At 48.3% G+C, this 18,309-nt stretch carries 17 protein-coding genes and 2 tRNA genes; 6 read left to right on the top strand and 13 right to left on the bottom strand.

What is annotated here, in order from left to right; translation table 11 throughout:
- Positions 1-160 precede the first annotated feature (160 nt).
- The 3 genes from QNM19_RS23605 to speD all read right to left on the bottom strand — a co-directional run bounded on the left by QNM19_RS23605 (position 161) and on the right by speD (position 3,524).
- On the bottom strand, positions 161-1,954 hold the full coding sequence (locus tag QNM19_RS23605; RefSeq protein ID WP_049864822.1) for an ABC transporter ATP-binding protein: 1,794 nt from the start codon (positions 1,952-1,954) through the stop codon (positions 161-163).
- A 150-nt stretch (positions 1,955-2,104) separates the two neighbouring features.
- Positions 2,105-3,067: a polyamine aminopropyltransferase gene (gene speE, locus QNM19_RS23600; RefSeq protein ID WP_284027282.1), complete on the bottom strand. Its 963-nt coding sequence runs from the start codon at positions 3,065-3,067 to the stop codon at positions 2,105-2,107.
- Between the two features lie 19 nt (positions 3,068-3,086).
- Positions 3,087-3,524, bottom strand: a complete 438-nt coding sequence (gene speD, locus QNM19_RS23595; RefSeq protein ID WP_284027281.1) for an adenosylmethionine decarboxylase — start codon at positions 3,522-3,524, stop codon at positions 3,087-3,089.
- Positions 3,525-3,928: 404 nt separating this feature from the next.
- Between speD and QNM19_RS23590 the strand changes: the two genes are divergently transcribed.
- A complete protein-coding gene (locus QNM19_RS23590; RefSeq protein WP_049864364.1) occupies positions 3,929-4,213 on the top strand; it encodes a hypothetical protein in 285 nt (94 codons plus the stop codon).
- A gap of 870 nt (positions 4,214-5,083) precedes the next feature.
- Here QNM19_RS23590 and QNM19_RS23585 read toward each other — a convergent pair.
- The 3 genes from QNM19_RS23585 to QNM19_RS23575 form a co-directional block, all read right to left on the bottom strand.
- Positions 5,084-5,176, bottom strand: a tRNA-Ser gene (locus QNM19_RS23585).
- Between the two features lie 18 nt (positions 5,177-5,194).
- A tRNA-Ser gene (locus QNM19_RS23580) sits at positions 5,195-5,285 on the bottom strand.
- Positions 5,286-5,485: 200 nt separating this feature from the next.
- Complete coding sequence (locus QNM19_RS23575; protein ID WP_156202263.1) at positions 5,486-5,635, bottom strand: hypothetical protein; 150 nt, start codon at positions 5,633-5,635, stop codon at positions 5,486-5,488.
- Between the two features lie 297 nt (positions 5,636-5,932).
- On the opposite strand from QNM19_RS23575, the gene QNM19_RS23570 reads away from it, so the two are divergent.
- Positions 5,933-6,796 (top strand): diacylglycerol/lipid kinase family protein, encoded by an 864-nt coding sequence (locus tag QNM19_RS23570; RefSeq protein WP_284027280.1) that lies wholly within the window; start codon positions 5,933-5,935, stop codon positions 6,794-6,796.
- Here QNM19_RS23570 and QNM19_RS23565 read toward each other — a convergent pair.
- Positions 6,762-7,682, bottom strand: coding sequence for a DMT family transporter (locus tag QNM19_RS23565; RefSeq protein ID WP_049864367.1), 921 nt, complete (start codon positions 7,680-7,682; stop codon positions 6,762-6,764). The genes QNM19_RS23570 and QNM19_RS23565 overlap by 35 nt on opposite strands.
- A gap of 96 nt (positions 7,683-7,778) precedes the next feature.
- On the opposite strand from QNM19_RS23565, the gene QNM19_RS23560 reads away from it, so the two are divergent.
- Entirely contained in the window at positions 7,779-9,224 is a 1,446-nt protein-coding gene (locus QNM19_RS23560) for an aminotransferase-like domain-containing protein (protein ID WP_197094278.1), read from the top strand.
- 51 nt (positions 9,225-9,275) lie between these two features.
- Here the strand turns inward: QNM19_RS23560 and QNM19_RS23555 are convergent, their stop codons facing one another.
- Positions 9,276-10,058 (bottom strand): DUF2884 family protein, encoded by a 783-nt coding sequence (locus QNM19_RS23555; RefSeq protein ID WP_010387041.1) that lies wholly within the window; start codon positions 10,056-10,058, stop codon positions 9,276-9,278.
- A gap of 313 nt (positions 10,059-10,371) precedes the next feature.
- Here QNM19_RS23555 and QNM19_RS23550 point away from each other — a divergent pair, with 313 nt between their 5' ends.
- A complete protein-coding gene (locus QNM19_RS23550; protein ID WP_010387042.1) occupies positions 10,372-10,554 on the top strand; it encodes a PA3496 family putative envelope integrity protein in 183 nt (60 codons plus the stop codon).
- Positions 10,555-10,656: 102 nt separating this feature from the next.
- Here QNM19_RS23550 and QNM19_RS23545 read toward each other — a convergent pair whose 3' ends face one another.
- Entirely contained in the window at positions 10,657-11,106 is a 450-nt protein-coding gene (locus QNM19_RS23545; RefSeq protein ID WP_049864369.1) for a c-type cytochrome, read from the bottom strand.
- 366 nt (positions 11,107-11,472) lie between these two features.
- Here QNM19_RS23545 and QNM19_RS23540 point away from each other — a divergent pair, with 366 nt between their 5' ends.
- Entirely contained in the window at positions 11,473-15,570 is a 4,098-nt protein-coding gene (locus QNM19_RS23540) for a S8 family serine peptidase (RefSeq protein WP_284027279.1), read from the top strand.
- A 226-nt stretch (positions 15,571-15,796) separates the two neighbouring features.
- Here QNM19_RS23540 and QNM19_RS23535 read toward each other — a convergent pair whose 3' ends face one another.
- Together QNM19_RS23535 and QNM19_RS23530 are read right to left on the bottom strand one after the other, a co-directional pair.
- A complete protein-coding gene (locus tag QNM19_RS23535; RefSeq protein ID WP_049864372.1) occupies positions 15,797-16,261 on the bottom strand; it encodes a DUF2721 domain-containing protein in 465 nt (154 codons plus the stop codon).
- The gene (locus QNM19_RS23530) at positions 16,258-16,764 is read right to left on the bottom strand and encodes a TlpA family protein disulfide reductase (protein ID WP_049864373.1); all 507 of its coding nucleotides are present in this window, start codon (positions 16,762-16,764) and stop codon (positions 16,258-16,260) included. The genes QNM19_RS23535 and QNM19_RS23530 overlap by 4 nt, the downstream gene beginning before the upstream one ends.
- 136 nt (positions 16,765-16,900) lie before the next feature.
- On the opposite strand from QNM19_RS23530, the gene QNM19_RS23525 reads away from it, so the two are divergent.
- On the top strand, positions 16,901-17,326 hold the full coding sequence (locus QNM19_RS23525) for a YqaA family protein (RefSeq protein WP_049864374.1): 426 nt from the start codon (positions 16,901-16,903) through the stop codon (positions 17,324-17,326).
- Positions 17,327-17,344: 18 nt separating this feature from the next.
- On the opposite strand, the gene folX is transcribed toward QNM19_RS23525, so the two are convergent.
- Together folX and folE are read right to left on the bottom strand one after the other, a co-directional pair.
- Positions 17,345-17,710, bottom strand: a complete 366-nt coding sequence (folX, locus tag QNM19_RS23520) for a dihydroneopterin triphosphate 2'-epimerase (RefSeq protein WP_010387050.1) — start codon at positions 17,708-17,710, stop codon at positions 17,345-17,347.
- A 9-nt stretch (positions 17,711-17,719) separates the two neighbouring features.
- Positions 17,720-18,274 (bottom strand): GTP cyclohydrolase I FolE, encoded by a 555-nt coding sequence (gene folE, locus QNM19_RS23515; protein ID WP_058796844.1) that lies wholly within the window; start codon positions 18,272-18,274, stop codon positions 17,720-17,722.
- Positions 18,275-18,309 lie beyond the last annotated feature (35 nt).

The following is an 18,309-nucleotide window of genomic DNA, read 5'->3' as shown; positions in this document are numbered from 1 at the left end:
CGCAATATCACTATATCAATATAAACATAAAGTTTACAAGTTTTTAACCAGGGAAGGTGAGTCAATAGATCAATGGAGGGGGAGGCGGGGGCGTTCTGTGCCTAACGCCCCGTGCAGTGCATCAGGGCGCAGGCCGTGTATAAAAGTTGTTTCAGTCTTATCAGATCACAGGCTCAAGTACCTCTTCTGGCCTGCCATCTTGTGTGACTTTACCGTCTTTAATTTCAATAATGCGATCCATCATAGCGAGCACGTCATAAGAGTGCGCAACCGAAATCACGGTTTTGCCCTTCATCAGTGTTTTGAGAGACGCGATAAACTCAGCTTTGAGCACCGGGTCCAGGGCGCTGGTTGCTTCGTCCAGTAAGAGGATTTTTTTGTCTCTGAGGATCGCTCTGGCCAGTGCCAGGCGCTGTCGCTGGCCACCCGACAGTTGCCCGCCATTTTCACCAATAAAGGCCGATAAGCCTGTGCGACCCCGGGCGTCAGTGTAGCTTTCTACAAACGTCAGGGCATTGGCCTGTGCCAGGGCTTGTTTCACAGCCTCCCGGCTGACGTTATTCAAACCAAACGCCACATTCTCATAAATGCTTTGGTTAAACAGGCCGATATCCTGGTTCAAAAAGCTAATCTCACCGCATACTTTGTCTGTTGGGTAGTCTTCGATGTTTTTACCATCAATATAAATCGCACCCGCTTCAATTTCGTCAATGCCGGCAAGCATATTAAGTAGCGACGATTTTCCTGCACCGGAAGGGCCGATGATCCCGACTTTTTCACCTGCTTTGATTTTTAAAGACAGATCGGTAAACAGCGGCGCTTTGTTTTCATAGCCAAACTCAACCTGTTTAAAAGTGATTTTTCCGTTCGCGACATTAAAATTGCCTTCGTCTTCGATGGGTTCTACATCTTCCAGAAATTCGTTGACGACCTCTCTGCCCACGGTAACCTGGCCCCAGGAGACAAAGAAGGCGTCAAATTCGTCCTGACACCATTCCGACAGCGATATCACCCGGTAAACCAGGGCAAGTACCATAGAAAACTCACCAATTGAGATACTGCCCTGCATCCACAGTTGCAAACATAATGCGCCCGTACCGACTACTAAGAGACCATTGAGTAGGCCAACCACAGAGGCAAAGTTAGAGAATACGCGGAATTCCTTCGCCACCACTCTGCGGTGTCGGGTGGCCCATTTTTCGGCGAACTGTTGTTCATAGTCGGCGTTAGAGAGCATTTTAACGGTGCGGATACGCGCAAAGCGCTCGGTGAACTTCCCGGTGATCTGCGCGCAACTTTCTGCTTCGAGTCGGTTGGTGGTTTTGGCTTTGGGGATCCATTGCCCCAGTAACATAGCCAAAAACAGACCGGTCCAGACTAGGAAAGGCAGTGCCAGCCAGCCGTTAATGTTACCGACGTAAAACAGCAATGCCCCCAGAAACGCCAGTAAAAATCCGGCAAAGCCACAAAATTGCAATACCACATCGATGATAGCTTCGGAGGTGTCCACAATGACAATGGCGGTTGAGCCAGGATCATCTTCTTCGTGGTAACTGGCAGGAGAGGCAATCAGGGTGCGATACAATTTTATGATGGTGTTTTTTTGCAGGTTTGGTCCGAGCAACTGATGAAACACCAGATTTTTAATCAGGGTGATGGTGGGGATCACCACGGCGATGGCAATAGCAACGAGAGCCAGCGTGTGGCCTTTGTCATTAAGTTGTACGCTGCCGCTTGTGCTATCCAGCCAGTCGACTAAGTCGCCTAAAAAGTCGAACGTCACAATCTGCAACAGGCCACCCAGCAAAGAAATAATAAAGGCAATGGCTATCCAGCCAGAGAACTCTTTGGCGCACTGGCGAATAAACGGCAGGTTGTGCTCTGCTGGTGTTAATTGGCTGTCAAAGGTGTCTTTGTGGCCTAATTTCTCAAATAGCTTAAATAGTGATTTCATTGTGTTGTGTGGCACCTGGGCGGATCGGGTTTTGCTCTGGCTGTGTTGCCGGAACCTGGCACAAACAAGCCACTGGCACGATGACAAGGTGTCGTGACAGTGGCTCTGAGTGTGATGGTAATTTACCTTTATGTCATGCAGGAGAAAGGCTTATTCGTCATCGTCACTCTGATTGGAGGTTGCCGGGGTATAGTCATCCCAGTCACCGGCTTCTGGCATTGACAGCTCATCCACGTTTTCACATTTCACAGCCTGATTGACGTACTCCCGCATGTCTTTTGACAGGAAGAAGGCACCAAAGTGGGCTTCAGGTGAGTAGTATTTAGTGTGAACGTCGGCCTGGGTAAAGCGTGATTCCAGCTCATCAAGCGACAGTGTGTCTATGGTGCCACTGCGTGTTGCCCAGATAAACGCATGAGAGCCGCCAAAGTAGTCGTAACAGCCACCCATATAAATGCCCGCAGGGTTGTTAAACGCCTGGGTTAAACGCGACACCATAGATTGCATCATGTAAGGTTCAAAGTACGGTGTACCACCTTGTGCAACCAAAATCCCGTTTTGCTTCAGTGCAGTTAAGCAATTGCCAAAGAAAGATTGGGTAAACAGGGTTTCTGATGCGCCGCCATCCGGATCTGCCGCATCCAGGATGATGAGATCAAAGCAATCACTGTACTGAGAGATGATTTCCGCGCCATCTCCTATGCGCAATACAAACCTGGGGTCATCAAATGCGCCGTTGTTGATCTCGGGTAAAAACTCGCGGCTTAATTGAATGATTTGTTCATCAATGTCTACCATCACGACGTTTTCGACGCTCTTATGCTTTAGGACTTCACGGGCACTGCCGCCGTCTCCGCCACCCACAATCAGCACGTTTTTAATTTTGCCGTGAAACAGGATTGGGACATGCGCCATCATTTCATGATAAATGTGCTCACCCTTGGTGGTGACCTGAATACCATCGTCTATGCGCATTACTTTACCCAGGTGACGGGTTTCGAAGATGCTGACATCCTGGAACTCGGTTTCTACGTCGACCAAATCTTTTTCTGAACGAAGTGCAATGTGAACGCCACTTGTCATTTGCTCGTAATGCCAATTAATCTTAGTCATGTGCGTGAATACTCCGTTGTTATGCGGTTTTAAGGGTTGCGTGTAACTGGTTCTCTAACAGGGGCTGAAATGCTCCGGTGCGACTCACAGAGCCACCTCGGGTGAGGGTATTAATGACCATTCGGCCCGGCTGAAAACACGCCTCTATTATTGGCAGGCACAGTTCAGGCTGCGCTTCACCGCACATAAAAATGTCCATGGCAGCAAAGTTGTACTCCGGCCAGGTGTGAATAGAAATATGGCTTTCGGCCAGAATGATCATCCCCGACACACCACCGTTGGTTTCAAATGGGTGTAAATGGGTTTTCAGAACGGTGGCGTTAGCAGCGTTGGCGCACTCAATCATCATCTTTTCTATGTGCGCTTCACCTATCAGGTTAGAAGCATCAAACAGATCGACAATAATGTGCTGGCCCAAAGGGTAAACCGACTGCGACTCTGATGAGGGGATAGTCATATGTTTCCTTAATGCTGTGTAGTTGCCGCTTGGCTGGCCAGGCACTGTCCAGTGCCTTTGAACTGGTACAGACCAATTTTCAACCATCGGGTATACCGTAATTGATGGCCAGTGAAACAAGCATGTTGTGAATGCAGACATTCCATCATTGAAATGTGCAACGAGTGTGGAGTCAGGCATGCATGCTGAAGCAAACGGGCTAGTACGCAGTAGGTGGTGATTGCAGCTGGTATAAAAAACACAATGGGTTCAGAAAGTTGTGACTTCACAAATCAAGCAGGTTGCGCCAGGATAAGCACTGAAAAATGACGTGTTGTTTTGACTAGGTGTTTAAATAAGCCGGACAATAGGCGTTTAATACGATGAATCGTCGTCGAGGACCACGCTACAAAGGAGTACTGTCATTGAAAGCTTTTGTCTTTGTTGTTTTTATTCTTGTTATATTTCTTGAGCCAATGATTGAATTTGATACGCTGGAAGAAGCAAAAAAAGATAAATTTGAACTGGATACATTAATAATAATGGACGCCATCGCGCTGTACATGACAACAAACGGCACAGGCGTACCCAGCCTCAGCGACCTTGTCCCACAATACTTAGCTAAGATGCCCGAATGTCCTTATCACGGAGAATACAGGATAATAACCAGTAAAAGTGGATTTGAAGTGCTTTGCGAGTCATCAGAATGAATGGTTCGTTAAAAGTGGGGGTCGTGGCAAACCTTTTAAAAGCACTGGCGGAGAAGGAGGGATGACAAAATACGTCCTGTATTTTGCCCTGCGGGCCGCACTAAAGTGCGTTCAATTTTGTTCCAGACAAAACTGTTGAACCCTGGCCGAGGGTTCTCACCCATCTTCTCATTCGTGAAGAGGTAAAATTTGGGCACAAAAAAACCGCCGTATAGGCGGTTCTTTTAAAGCAATGGTGTGTGCACAAGAGTGAGGGATTCGTTTTCGGGCATAAAAAAAACGTCCACAATGGGACGGTTCTTTTATAAGCAATGGCGGAGAAGGAGGGATGACGAAATACGTCCTGTATTTTGCCCTGCGGGCCGCACTAAAGTGCGTTCAATTAACATTGTCGAACCCTGGTCGAGGGTTCTAACCCACCTTCTCATTCGTGAAGAGGTAAAATTTGGGCATAAAAAAACCGCCAATAAAGGCGGTTCTCTTAAAAGTAATGGCGGAGAAGGAGGGATGACAAAATACGTCCTGTATTTTGCCCTGCGGGCCGCACTAAAGTGCGTTCAATTTTGTTCCAGACAAAATTGTCGAACCCTGGTCGAGGGTTCTCACCCATCTTCTCATTCGTGAAGAGGTAAAATTTGGGCATAAAAAAACCGCCAATAAAGGCGGTTCTCTTAAAAGTAATGGCGGAGAAGGAGGGATGACAAAATACGTCCTGTATTTTGCCCTGTGGGCCGCACTGAAGTGCGTTCAATTTTGTTCCAGACAAAATTGTCGAACCCTGGTCGAGGGTTCTCACCCACCTTCTCATCAGTGAACAGGTTTATTTCAGGCATAAAAAAACCGCCGTATAGGCGGTTCTTTTAAAAGTAATGGCGGAGAAGGAGGGATTCGAACCCTCGATAGGGCTACAAACCCTATACTCCCTTAGCAGGGGAGCGCCTTCAGCCACTCGGCCACCTCTCCGGCGCAAAAACTTAAAAATGGCGGAGAGATAGGGATTTGAACCCTAGATACGCTATTAACGTATGCCGGTTTTCAAGACCGGTGCTTTCAACCACTCAGCCATCTCTCCATGGGCAAAGATAATACTTAGCGAATTTAGCGCTGTAAATAGTTTTTGAATTGTTTGCTTAAATTTTGTACGGATAAGTGCAGTTTTTTATGACTTTGACCGATTTATGGTCGGTTAGGTGTGTTTTATGATATTGAAATAGGGGTAATGAGGGTGGAAGAGGGCATGAACGGTTGGGGGAGCTCATGCCCGAAGCAGACTTACTTATACATAACCACCTGACTTAACATCAGTTGTTTACCCATGTTATTTAACCAAGTCGTTAGTTTAAAGCGGCGCTTGATGACTGGCGCTTCGACTGTGTTTAGGGTGGTTTGCGTGTTGCTGCACGCTGCAGCTGAATTAAGCATGTCTGACTCCTCAAGATTTTGATGTAATGTTGGTCTGTATCGACATGGTTATTTTGCGTGCATTGTGGCTAAAAATAAAACGATAAAAATTACTGGTGACGGATTAAAAAAACTAATGTAAATAAGGTTTTTTTATCCTATTAGGATTTGGGTTCTAATTTTTTATTCACTTTTATGAATACGTGATATCTGATTTTTTTTCTTTATTTATAGCTGTTTGTTTTTTATGGGTTGCTTTTCCTGACTTTATTCTGGGTAATTATTCAGATAAATTGATTTTGTTGTTTTGGGGGTTGTTTGTTAGTTGTATATAAACCGGGAAGTGGGCGAAAATTGCAACGCCATGTACGTTGGTTACGCGCGCAGGCTGAGCAACGCCAGATCCCCCTCAGCTGGTATGAGACGAGCGGGTTTTATGGTCGCGATGAGGAGGCGATCCGGTTGCGGCTCCAGACTGAATCATCGGTGGTGGTGGTTGGGGGCGATGGAACCATCAACCTGGTTGTCAATGCGATGTGTGGTTCGTCGGCTCTGCTGGCATGTTTGCCTGCGGGCACGGGCAATGATTTTTGCCGTCAGTTTGGTTATACCGAAATGCAATGGCGCGCGACGGTCTTTTCACCGCACAGTATTGCATTAGACTTGGGCGTAATAGGGGAGCGCTATTTTGTGAATATTGCCGGAGTGGGGTTCAATGCAGACGTCGTGCAAAGCCTGAAGGGACAAAAGCATGGCGGAGCACTGAGCTATGTCTGGGGCGGCCTTAAACAATTGTTTTGTGCACCAACTATTGAGCTCAAAACGGCTCAGGGCAGGAGCTTAACACAGGGCATGATGTTACTTCTGGCCAATGGCCGTTTTTTTGCAGCGGGGCTGCAGCCGGCGCCTTTAGCACAGTTACAGGATGGTCAGCTGGAGTGTATGTGGTTTTCTGCCAAAAGCTGGTGGCAGCGGCTGATAGTGTTTGCGGCGATGCTGGTGGGATGTCATCAGCGCTTGCCCTGGGTGCACCGGGAAAAGCGCACCCAGCTGGATATTGTGACGCCAGGGCTGGCCGTGGAGGCAGACGGCGATCTGGTGGCAACAACGCCAGTGACGATCCGCAGCCTGCCAGGGGCCATACAACTCAGGAGTTTGCCCGGGACGGCGTCGTCGGACTGAGCCAGGCGCGAATACGGCGGTACGGTGTGAGCACGATGGCGTTACCAATCAGCACCAAAGAGAACCCGATAAAGGTGTTGAGCTGCCAGACAAACCCTTCAAACCAGGTACTGAGCGTCACTGCGACCAGTGGAAACAGCACAATCAGGTAGCTGGCTTTTTCCGGACCAATGTTTTTTAGCAAGTGGAAGTAACAGGCAAACGCTATCACAGTGCCAAACACTGACAGGTAAAGTAACGACCCCCAGTACTGTGCATCGGCCTCAATACTAAACTGTAATGGGCTGAGCGCCACATAGCCGCCTAAAAACAGTGCGCTATACAACATGCCCCAGGCATTCCCCTGCAACACCCCAATCTGGCGATTGGAATTACGGACACTGACCATATTACCGAGCGAGGCGATAAACATCCCTGCCAGTGCCAGCAGTAACCCGATGAAAGCGTCGCTGTTGAGATCTGCATTGATCAAGTCCTGCCAGAATAAGCTGACGATGCCGCCGAGTCCCAGTGCTGCACCAATGTAGATGCGACCCGCAATGGGTTTGGCAAAAAACAATCGGGTATTGACGATATTGGCGACCAGCAGCAGTGAAAAGGCAATGGAGGCCATCGCGGAGGTCAGGCTGCCTTGCGCCCAGTAGAGTAAGAGGTAATTTAAGCCGAAGTTACCCAGTGCCAGCAGCATAAAGAAGCCATGATCCGTGAGTGAGTATCGCATCGGTGGGCGTTTGATCAGCACATAACACCACATACAGGCGGCAGAGATTGCGAAGCGGTAAAACAAAGAGACCACTTCGTCTACCGTGCCCAGCTGGAACTCGATCGCCAGCCAGGTGGAGCCCCAGATCAGGACGGTAATCGTATACAGAAAAACGTTATTCATTCTTTTAACTCACAAGAAGGACTAGTCAGCGTGGCCAGTTTAGCGATATATTCTGTACATGCCAGATACAAAAAATGTGTTTTTATACCTATACAGATGAATCATTCAACTTTGAAGTCTGATTACCTATATCAGCAAGTGATTACCGTGATCCGTGACATGGTCGAGCAGGAGTTGCTCAACCCGGGCGATAAGTTACCGTCGTTAAGGGCCATGGCAAGCCGTTTGCGGGTCAGTATTCCCACAGTCCAGCAGGCTTATCAGCACCTTGAAATGTCGGGTCAGATTGTGGCGCGCGAGAAGTCGGGGTATTTTTTGCAAGATGGACAACAGACAGCGACACCGCAGCGCAGCAAATTACCAGCCAAGCCTGTGATGGTAAACAAGCAGCAGTTGATTGAACACGTGTACGAGGGGATCCATTTGTCGGATGTTGCCCCGCTGGGGCTGGCAAATCCGGTTGCAGCGTCAAGCCCGCAACAGGCACTGGCCAGAAGTATGCGTCAGGCAATGCGACAGGCTCAGGCGCGTATGCTGGACTATGGAGCCATTGATGGCCTGAAGATGCTTAAAGCACAGGTGGTGCAATATTATCTGGCATTGGGATTAACGGTGAATAGTGATGAGCTGATCATCACCAATGGTGCCCAGGAAGCGATTGCGATTGCGTTGCAGTGTGTCACTCAGCCCGGAGACATCGTGGCCATTGAGTCACCCTGTTACTTTGGGATTGTTGAGCTGGTCGAAAACCTCGGTCTGAAAGCGATCGAAATTCCCGTCTGTCCGGATGATGGCATTTGGCTCGATGATCTCAGCGCCGCTCTGGCACGGCACCCGATCAAGGCCTGTCTGTTTTCAACCAGTATCAATAATCCACTGGGCAGTCAGATGCCTGAATCTCGGATGCAGCAGTTGTTGCAGCTGCTCCGTGCGCACGAGGTGGTGCTGATCGAAGATGATGTATATGGCGATCTGTATTTTGGTGAGCAAAGAGTCAGGCCAGCGCAGTGCTTTGCACAGCCGGGTGAGGTATTGACATGCTCGTCGTTTTCCAAGACCGTGGCGCCAGGCTATCGCGTTGGCTGGATGCTGGCAGGGCCGCAAAGCGCCCGGGCAAAGCGCTTTAAGCGGGCACTGAGCTGCTCTGCACCTATGATGAATCAATGGGCGCTGGCAGATTTTATGGCCAGTGGTGAATTTCAGCGCCATTTGCGACAACTTCGTAAGCGCCTTTTTGATAATAAACAAAAGATGCGCCTGGCGGTTCAGAAGTACTTTCCTGACCACGTGCGTATTAGTGATCCTAAAGGCGGCTGTGTATTATGGCTGGACCTGGGGGACGAATATGACGGTGGACTGTTCTTTCAGCTGGCCCTCCAGGCGGGGATCAGTGTTGCACCCGGCGCGATATTCAGTGCCTATGAGCGCTATCGCAGTTGTGTTCGGATCAGCTACGGTCTGCCCTGGTGCGACAAGATGGAAGGCTATGTGCGCACCCTGGGCGAGTTAGTGGTTCAGGCAAAAAAGCAGCCACACCTGTGATAAGCAGTTAGCTTAGACAAGTGTGGCTGACTGCACAGGGATAACCGGGGCTTAGCGATAAGCGAATAACTGATACCCTTCCATCTGGGGGATCATTGCACTGAGCTGTGATTCCTGCTCTGCAATGGTTTTGAAGTTGCCACACAGCGCATCGGCCTGCTGCTCCAGCATGTCTGCCTGCTGTGCGACTTTTTGTTCAATTTCGGCGCCGAGGTTTTCCATACGTTGCTCGAATCGCGCCATATCGCCACCTGAGCTGACCATTTCAGAGCCGATAGCAACCAGCAGGCTACCTATAGACTCCATCATGGCACCTTCAATGGCTTGCTCAATTTTCTCTTCAAACTGATGCTCAAAGTGTTCACCAAAGTCATTAAAGGTTTGCTCACCCATCACAAAAGTACCTTGCTGATAAAACGCCCCTTCAATTTCGGTATGCAGCTCATCCATCAGGCCTGACAGTGATTCGAAATTGTGCAGGTTAAAAGCGCTGGCGACTTCTTCTATGGCGACGCCGGCCAGTTCCACGCCTTGTAATGCAATGCTGGCGACTTTGGGCAGCTCGCCTCGCAGCGTATCCGCATATGTTTGCATTGCCATGCGCTCATCCTGACTCAGTTGCACCGGTTGATCTGCAATATAAAGAAAGCCCTGAGCATCTATCATCAAAGGCTGACCAGAGCCGTTTTTGATATACACCTGATCAGGCGTAATGTGCACGTCGTTTTTAAAATCTACGGCACATTCATCTGTACTGACGGAAAAGTGGCTGTCTGAATGGGCAGCGACCTGGGTGGACAAAACCAGAGTTGAAGCAAGCAGCATAGTTTTCATAATGTGTTCCTTGGTGTGTTGATGACCAGTATGAAATAACAAGAACAGTGCCACTTTATTATGCTATTGAAAGATATGAGATTTTGTTATTTTGGCCTCTGAGGAGCGATATCACTTTGTTAGTAATATGGCTAAAAAGTGGTGATTTTAACCAGAGTGTTTAGTTGGGGAAGTGGCAATAAAAAATTTTTATCGTATGGATAAAAAAGACTTGCTTTTCAGCGTCAGCTTTTAGCGCTAAATACTAACTTATGCAGCGTCATCATAGTGTGAACTGCTGGACTATTTAGCATAATTAAGTTTGGAGCACATCGTGGGTAAAACATTTTCCTATGATCCGTTAGATGATGATTATGAAGACGACTTTGGGTCGTTGGATAAAGAACTACAGGCACAGCAAAAGAAGCAGGTGAAACGTCGTCTGGATGATTATCTGGAGCAAAAACGCCTGAAGCGTAATCTTGGCGAGGACGATTTAGACTTTTTTGATGACTAAGCCGAAGTGGCGTGACTTAGAACCTGAGTGAAATTGGCATGTGCGTGATGATACTCGGTCACATTATAAGGCAGCGGCGGCTGCCTTATTGCTATTTATCGCTTAGTCTTTAAATGAATTGTGGCAATCTTTACAGCCTTTTGCCCAATTCTTGAATGCTGCGCCAATGACTTTTTTGTCGCCTGACTCTGCTGCAACAGCCAGCTTTTGTGCGTAGTCTGCAAAAGCTTGTGCTTTTTTATCAAAGGTTGCTCGATCAGACCAGATTGCCGGTAGTGCGTCCGTTGCCCCTTTGTCTGAACCTGCCGGGAAGGCTTCCCAAGGCATTGCTGATAAATGCGCTGCATTGTTAGCACGTTGCTTAAAACGCTCTGCATCAAACGGGACTTTGCCTTTCAGCATGTCGCCCATATCACCAATCTGATAACGGATCAGTTGAAATGCTGCTTTACGGTATTCGATAGCGTCTTCTGGTTTTTCGAATAGTGAACTTGCCTGTACGTTCAAAGACAGTCCGGTTAATAAACTTGTTAATAATAGTGTAGTTCTCATTTCGACCCCTTAATTTAAAAAAACTGCCTCTTTTCTAAGTCTTTACAAAAGATATTGCAAGTCTCTTAGACGAGTTCAGAATTATGAACTACATTTGGTACTCAATTTGTGTGTATTTTGTTCACCTTGCTTTACAACGTCCTCAATATGACAACATTATTGCAGGTCGGTTTACGTTCGTTTACAGTTTTAAAATTCTTAATAAACAGTAGGTTGCAAAGCTGATTGTGATTTGAATGAAAAGTTTGTAACTTCTTTGTATGTTTAATATTGTAATTAACAGGCGAGTCACACTATATTGATGGGCGAATCTACTCTCTAAAACTAAAAGAAACATCTTTTACACAACAAGTCCTAGGGGAAACTATGGCCAAGTATTCATTTAAAGCCACCGCGGTAGCATCAGCTGTCTCTGGTGCATTGATGGCAGCATCTGCAACGGCTGCAACCGCACAAGTTCAACCAAGCACATCACTCAAAGTCAGCCAGGTTGCTTTAGAGCAAGGCAACAAAGCTGAAGCGCGCACTAACGCCTACCTGGTCGTTATGAAACAAAACACGGCGGTAGACCTGGTCGCAAAAGGTGTGTACAGCGAAGCGGCAGCAAAGCATACATTTGCCAGCGTACAGGCTGCTCAGTCTAACCTAAGACAGCAAATTCAACAGCTTGATTCAGGTGCTAAGGTACTTGGCTCAACTAAAGTCTTGGCTTCTACTCTGATTGTTGAAGCATCAGACAGCACACTAGACAAATTACGTAATAATGCAGCGGTTGAGCGCGTTTTACCACTGAGAGATTCTCGACTGTTTGTTGAAGAAAGCTCGGGCTACATTGGTGCTGACTCAGTAAAACAAAACCTGGGCGTAACCGGTGAAGGTGTTAAAGTCGCGGTACTAGATACTGGTATCGATTACACGCACAAAGTATTCAATGAAGCGGCGGGTACTGTTGAGGCGTATGAAGCCGAAGCGGCTGATCCGGCAACTGTTTCTTGGCCACAAGGCCAGGTAAAAGGCGGTTACGACTTTGTACGTAACGACGCTGACCCAATCGAAGATGATCCAAAATTCCGCGAAGGTGCGACTGAACTAACTGACCATGGTACACACGTATCACACGACGTAACGGGTATTTCACCTGATGTTGAACTGTATGTGTATTCCGTATGTGGCGGCGGCTGTACCTGGGCTGCACAGATCAATGCCCTTGAAGCGGCAATGGATCCAAATGGCGACGGCGATATCAGTGACCGTGTTGACCTGATGAATATGTCACTGGGTGGCGAGTTTGGTAACACTTACACAGACGATGGTACGCAATATCTGATCCAGCGCGCGGTAGAGCTGGGCACTAACATGATCATCGCGGCCGGTAACGACAACGACGTACCGTTCCGTGTTGGTGGTCCAAGTACAACTCCTAACGCGCTGTCTGTGGCGTCTTTGACTCACCCAACACATGAAAGCTTGTTCGGTGAAGGTTCTATGGCAGGCTCTGAAACGGTGATCCAGCCTGCAAGCTTTGGTCCGCAAGAAGCATTCAACTTCACACAAGACGACGCTGAACTGGTTTATCCGAGCGCAAACCAAAACGGCTGTACTATTCAGCCAGCAGAGGATGCTGAGCCAGACGCAGAGCCTACCAATCCTTTTGCTGACATGGATTTCACCGGTAAGGCAGTGCTTATTGACCGTGGTGAATGTGCTTTCACAGAAAAAGTTCTCAACGCACAGGAAAGAGGTGCGGTACTTGTACTGATTGCGAACAACAATGATGATGGCTCTCCTGCTCCTATGGGTGGTAGCGATGCTTCTGTGACGATCCCGTCTGTAGGTATCAACTTTGCGGCAGGTGATGCCCTGAAGAACCAACTACGTGATGGCGCGGCAACCTATAGTGTAAGCGGTGTATTGAAAGCAACCACAGGTGGTGTATCGAGCTTCTCTTCACGTGGTCCTTCAATGGACGGTTTGTTGAAACCTGAAATTGCGGCTCCTGGTTCAAGCATTTTGGCGGCTGCGCCGTCTACCGGTGACCAGCTGCACAGAATGTCTGGTACATCCATGGCGAGCCCAATTGTGGCGGGTGCCGTTGCCCTGATGAAAGAAGGTCGTCCTGAGCTGGATGCTTTTGAAATCAAAGCTATGCTGATGAACACCGCCAACCTGGATATCCATGTTGATTCACTGAATGTTGATCCTGAGTCACCACTGGCGCCAATCAGCCGTATCGGTGCGGGTCTGATTGATGTTGAAAAAGCGATGGCATCGCCGGTTGCAGCGTGGAACTGGGTTTCTGAGTATGAAACCAACCAAGGTGCATTGTCGTTTGGCTATGACCAACTTGAAGAAGAGACAACCTACACTAAGACAGTAGAGCTGAAAAACTTCTCTGATACACCTAAGACTTATAACCTGCGCATCGAAGCACGTTATGAAAATGACGTAGATATGGACGCGCTAAGCTGGGAATACCCAGAAGAAGTCACTGTACCTGCGGGTCAGACGATTGCGTTTGACGTATCCGTGACAGTAGATCCTGCTAAGCTACCTGAGTGGGGCATGACTAACCCGCTATCAGCTGATGAACTTGGCCCTCGCGCTGCTGCGTTGACCTTGTCAGAAATGGACGGTGCGCTGGTATTTGACGACGTTGAAACTGAAGGTGACCACGACCTACACATGGTTTACCACATGCTGCCTAAAGCGCATGTCGGCCTTGATCTACACCATGAAATGGTTAATGGCGAACCGATGCTTGTTGCAATGAACAACGGTTACAGAACAGTTAACCCGCTGGCAGATCAGCTGGTTGCCGTTGGTGAAGAAGCGAGCGAAGAAGAAAAAGCCTTTAATATCCTGGGCACAACGTTCAATGTGTTTGCATCAGATGCCTGTACAGATACGGGTCTGTTCTTCACTGCATCAATGAAATTACGTGATGATGTGACGCATCTGCGTCAGGCCGGTTATCACATGAATCTTGATACCAATAATGACGGCACTTTTGACTATGCACTGGCGATTTACAACGATGTAGGCCGCAGCGCTGCAGTACCAGGTCGTGGTCGTACCGTATCAGGTGCAATTGTTGATGGTGCACCATCATGGAGATTCTTGACGCCGATGTTCCATGAGACAGGCTCAAGCACGGTGACATTCTCTGGTTGTACTGACATTATTGGTTTGACTGCCGATCAGTTGGGCAACGAAATGAGCATTGAAGCGCAGGTTGGTTGGGATAACTACCAGCTTGGCATCAGCACAGTCACTGATTCACTGACTGGTAACGCAATCTTTGGTATTTCAAACGCAACACTGGTAGATGCAGATGGCAACGCTGTGAGAGAGCTGGCGCCAGGCGAAAAAGCGTATGTGAATGCAGACGCACCATTTGCAATTGCAGATGCAAGCGGTACTGAAATTCTGGCAGCAGTAACTGAAGAAGTGCTGGCTGGCCCTGATGCAGCAACACCTCCTGCGATTATCAACGCGATGCATGAGACGCCTGAGCACACAGAAACAGGCACTGTGTTAGGTCAGGTAGAGCTTGAAGAGCAAGAAGGCACAGTAGATGTTTCTGAGTTCTTCGTTCGCTTCCAGTCAAACGAAGGTATCACAGTAACTAAAGACGGTGACATTGTTGTAACCAACGGTGACCTGTTAGATTACGATGCTGGTGTACATCAGGTTGAGCTGGTTGTTGTAGCAATTGACGTACAAGGTAACGTATCTGAGCAAGGTTACATCACAGTGATGATCACCAACGAAGCAGATACTGTTGAAGAGCAGACGCCAGTTATTGCTGCTGACCAGAGCTTTGAAGTGATGGAAAATGCTGAAGAAGGCACAGAAGTTGGCATGCTGATGGTGATGGACCAGGACGATGACCTGGTGTCTTTCAGCATTGAAGGTAGCAATTCTTTTGCAATCGATGAAGAAGGTTACATCACAGTTGTTGGTCCTATCGACTACGATGCAAGCGACATGATCACGGTTAAGGTTACTGCGCACGACGAAGCGGGTAATATGTCTGAGCCGGTAGACGTAGTGTTCTATGTACTTGAAGACGAGTATGAAGGCACGCCAGAAGTTGAAATGAACCAGCGTTTCACCGTAAATGAAAATGCGGCAATCGGTACTGAGATTGGCCGACTAGCATTCTCTGATGTTGATGGTGATGTGACTCAGTTCGTAGTGACAGGTACTAACCTGGTGTCTATTGACGAAGACGGTATCATCACTGTGGCAGGCAACATTGACTTTGAGTACGAGCGTGTAATCAAGTTCAACGTTGTAGCTGTAGATGAGATGGGCAAATCGTCTGAGCCTGTGATGGTTGAAGTTCGTGTGAACGACCTGACAGGTGGTGATGACAATGATGACGACGACTCAGGTTCACTGGCTTGGTTGACGTTACTTGCAGCACCGTTTGCAGCGCTACGTCGCCGCAAGCGTAAGTAAGCAGCTAATACAACATTAGTTGAAGAAACCGCCCCGGGTTACCCCGGGGCGGTTTTTTTATGGGCGTTTTATGGTGCTGGGTTTATGGGGTACGGCGGGAGTCATGCTTTGTGGCTTATGCGTTGAGCACGGGCAGAACACAGGGTGAGGGAGTCAGGCTGCTTTAACAGCCCAACGAATAGATCTAAGGTGTCTAGCTCGGATGGTTGAGGGGCATTTTTGCGTGCTATTCTCCGATATCTTTAAAGATCATACCCCGGCGCATACTCCGGGTGGCGAGAAAGACTTCAGCAAGTAAGGCTAAAAATGCGCAGATCAGTAACAGCATAGCGGCAATAAAACAGCTCGACAGCGTGATACCCAGCGACAAAGAATAAAGGTGGGAAATAAATAGCACCATGACGACGGCACACACTAATAACGCAGAAAGCACGCTCATGCTAAAAGCAATGTGAATGTAACGTGAGCGTTTGAGCAATGCGCGCATTTCGCGGGTGAGGTGGTCTTTTAGTTCTTCGTCCTGGCTGTTGTTTAATTTGCGATCCAATAATCTGGCTCTATCAGTGATCCGTGCCAGTCGATTTGACAAGACACCCAATGTGGCAGCAATACCTGTGATAAGAAACACAGGGGCGACCGCCGTTTGTATCACTTTAGCCATGGTCAATATGCTTACGACATCGGTACTCATTGCCAACGTACCTGTTCAATAATACCTGCCTGTTCGCCAATCAGTGTTTTCACAACCCGGTTCTGGTTATCCAGCATAATTAAACGTGGGATCCCCTTATTGGCATACTGGCTGTAAATGGCTCTGTCGGGGTCGGCTATCAGGTTAAAGTCGATGCCAAAGGAGGTGCGGAAGGCTTTTAAGGTGTCGGCATCTTCTTCGCGGCCTATGGCGATAATTTGCAATTGCGGATCGGCCATCAGTTGAGATGCTTTTAACTCGTTCAGCGTGCGCTGAGAGTCAGAGCACCAGCTGGCAAACAGGATGATCAGCTTGTTACCCTGAGCCAGCCGGACCGGCTCACCATCTATGTTGATGAGCTGTGTGTGCCTGAAAGTGTCGCCGGGGTTGATATAGGTTTCATAGCCCTTTGAATGAGCCTCTGGCAATGGGGTGGCTTTACAGGCACTCAGTTGACTGCCCAGTGCGGTTATGAAAGCGGCAATAGCGAGACGTTTTATCATTATTATGGTCCTTGCGGTACAATACCTTCATTAATGCGTATTTTTAAGGTGAGCGCAAGCTTCAGTGGTGTCTGAATCGCTACGCTGAGACAGGGTGTCACGGCATCCCGGCAGGCCAGCTCCGAGTATTATAGTTATGTTGTATCTCTCTTTGTTTTTTTCAGCCCTGATCTCCGCCACCCTGTTGCCTGCTTCTTCAGAGTTGTTGCTGTCCGGATTGGTGGTAAAGCAGCAAGGGGAGCTGTTTTTGCTATGGCTTAGCGCAACCGCCGGCAATGTGCTCGGCAGTGTGATTAATTATTACCTCGGTACCATTATCAGTCGGGTAGAAGACAAGCGCTGGTTTCCTGTTTCCAAACAGGCAATGAGCAAAGCGCAGCATCAATTCGAAAAGTATGGGGTCTACAGTCTGGTGTTTGCCTGGTTACCTGTGGTGGGCGATCCCCTGACGCTGGTTGCCGGCGTATTTAGAACCCGGTTCAGTCTCTTTTTGCTGTTGGTTGCAACAGGTAAGGGGTTGCGTTACGCGGTGGTGATAGGACTGGCAGCCGGCTTTATGTAAGTGGCTGCCAGCGTATGATCACATTGGTTTACGCCATTCGAGCGTCAGTGACACAGAATCAGCAAAGCGCAGTGCATGTGGTTTATCGACTTTCACTTTCGCGTAGCTGACATCAGGGTGTTGGTGACATTCTGTCAGAATGTCTGCGACCAGTTTTTCTAACAACAAGAAGTGGCCTTCTTCAACTTTGGCGATCACCGCTTTGGTAATGGTTTTGTAGTTCAGTGCATGGCCAACTTCATCGTGAAACAAGCACTCTGCATCAGCCGGGTAGTGGATCTCGATGTTGATCACAACATCTTGCTTTTTCTCTCTTTCTTCCTGGTTGAATCCGATGAAGGTACGTAACCTTAAGTTGGTAATATTGATGATCGCCGTGTGCATAAGCGGTCCTTAGCGTTTTAGTAGTTGTAAGAATTCATTACGTGTTTTGGCATCTTCACGGAAGTTACCCAACATTACTGAGGTACGCATCTGCGAATTTTGCTTTTCAACGCCACGCATCATCATACACATGTGCTTGGCCTCAATAACCACACCGACACCGCGGGCACCGGTCACTTCCTCTACGGCTTTGGCGATTTGATGCGTGAGCTGCTCCTGGATCTGAAAGCGACGAGCGTACATGTCCACGATGCGTGCAAACTTAGACAAGCCTAACACCTTGCCATTCGGAATGTAAGCGATGTGCGCGCGGCCAACAAAGGGCAGCAGGTGATGTTCACACATAGAATAAAGCTCGATATCCTGGATCAAGACCATGTCATCGGCATCAGAGCTGAATACGGCGTTGTTGGTCACATCACTGAGCTCCTGACGGTAGCCCTGAGTCAGGTATTCCATAGCCTTGGCAGCACGTTTGGGGGTATCAAGCAGCCCTTCACGGTCTTTGTCTTCGCCTACGGCGGTAATGATCTGTTGGAAACTGCTTTTTAATTCGTCATGCATAATAAAACTCACTGTAGTTAATTCGCTCAGGCCTG

This window comes from Pseudoalteromonas ardens (assembly GCF_030125445.1).
Taxonomy (GTDB): domain Bacteria; phylum Pseudomonadota; class Gammaproteobacteria; order Enterobacterales; family Alteromonadaceae; genus Pseudoalteromonas; species Pseudoalteromonas ardens.
The sequence above is the reverse complement of the archived record's forward strand: the minus strand, read 5'-3'. Positions and strand labels throughout refer to the sequence as shown.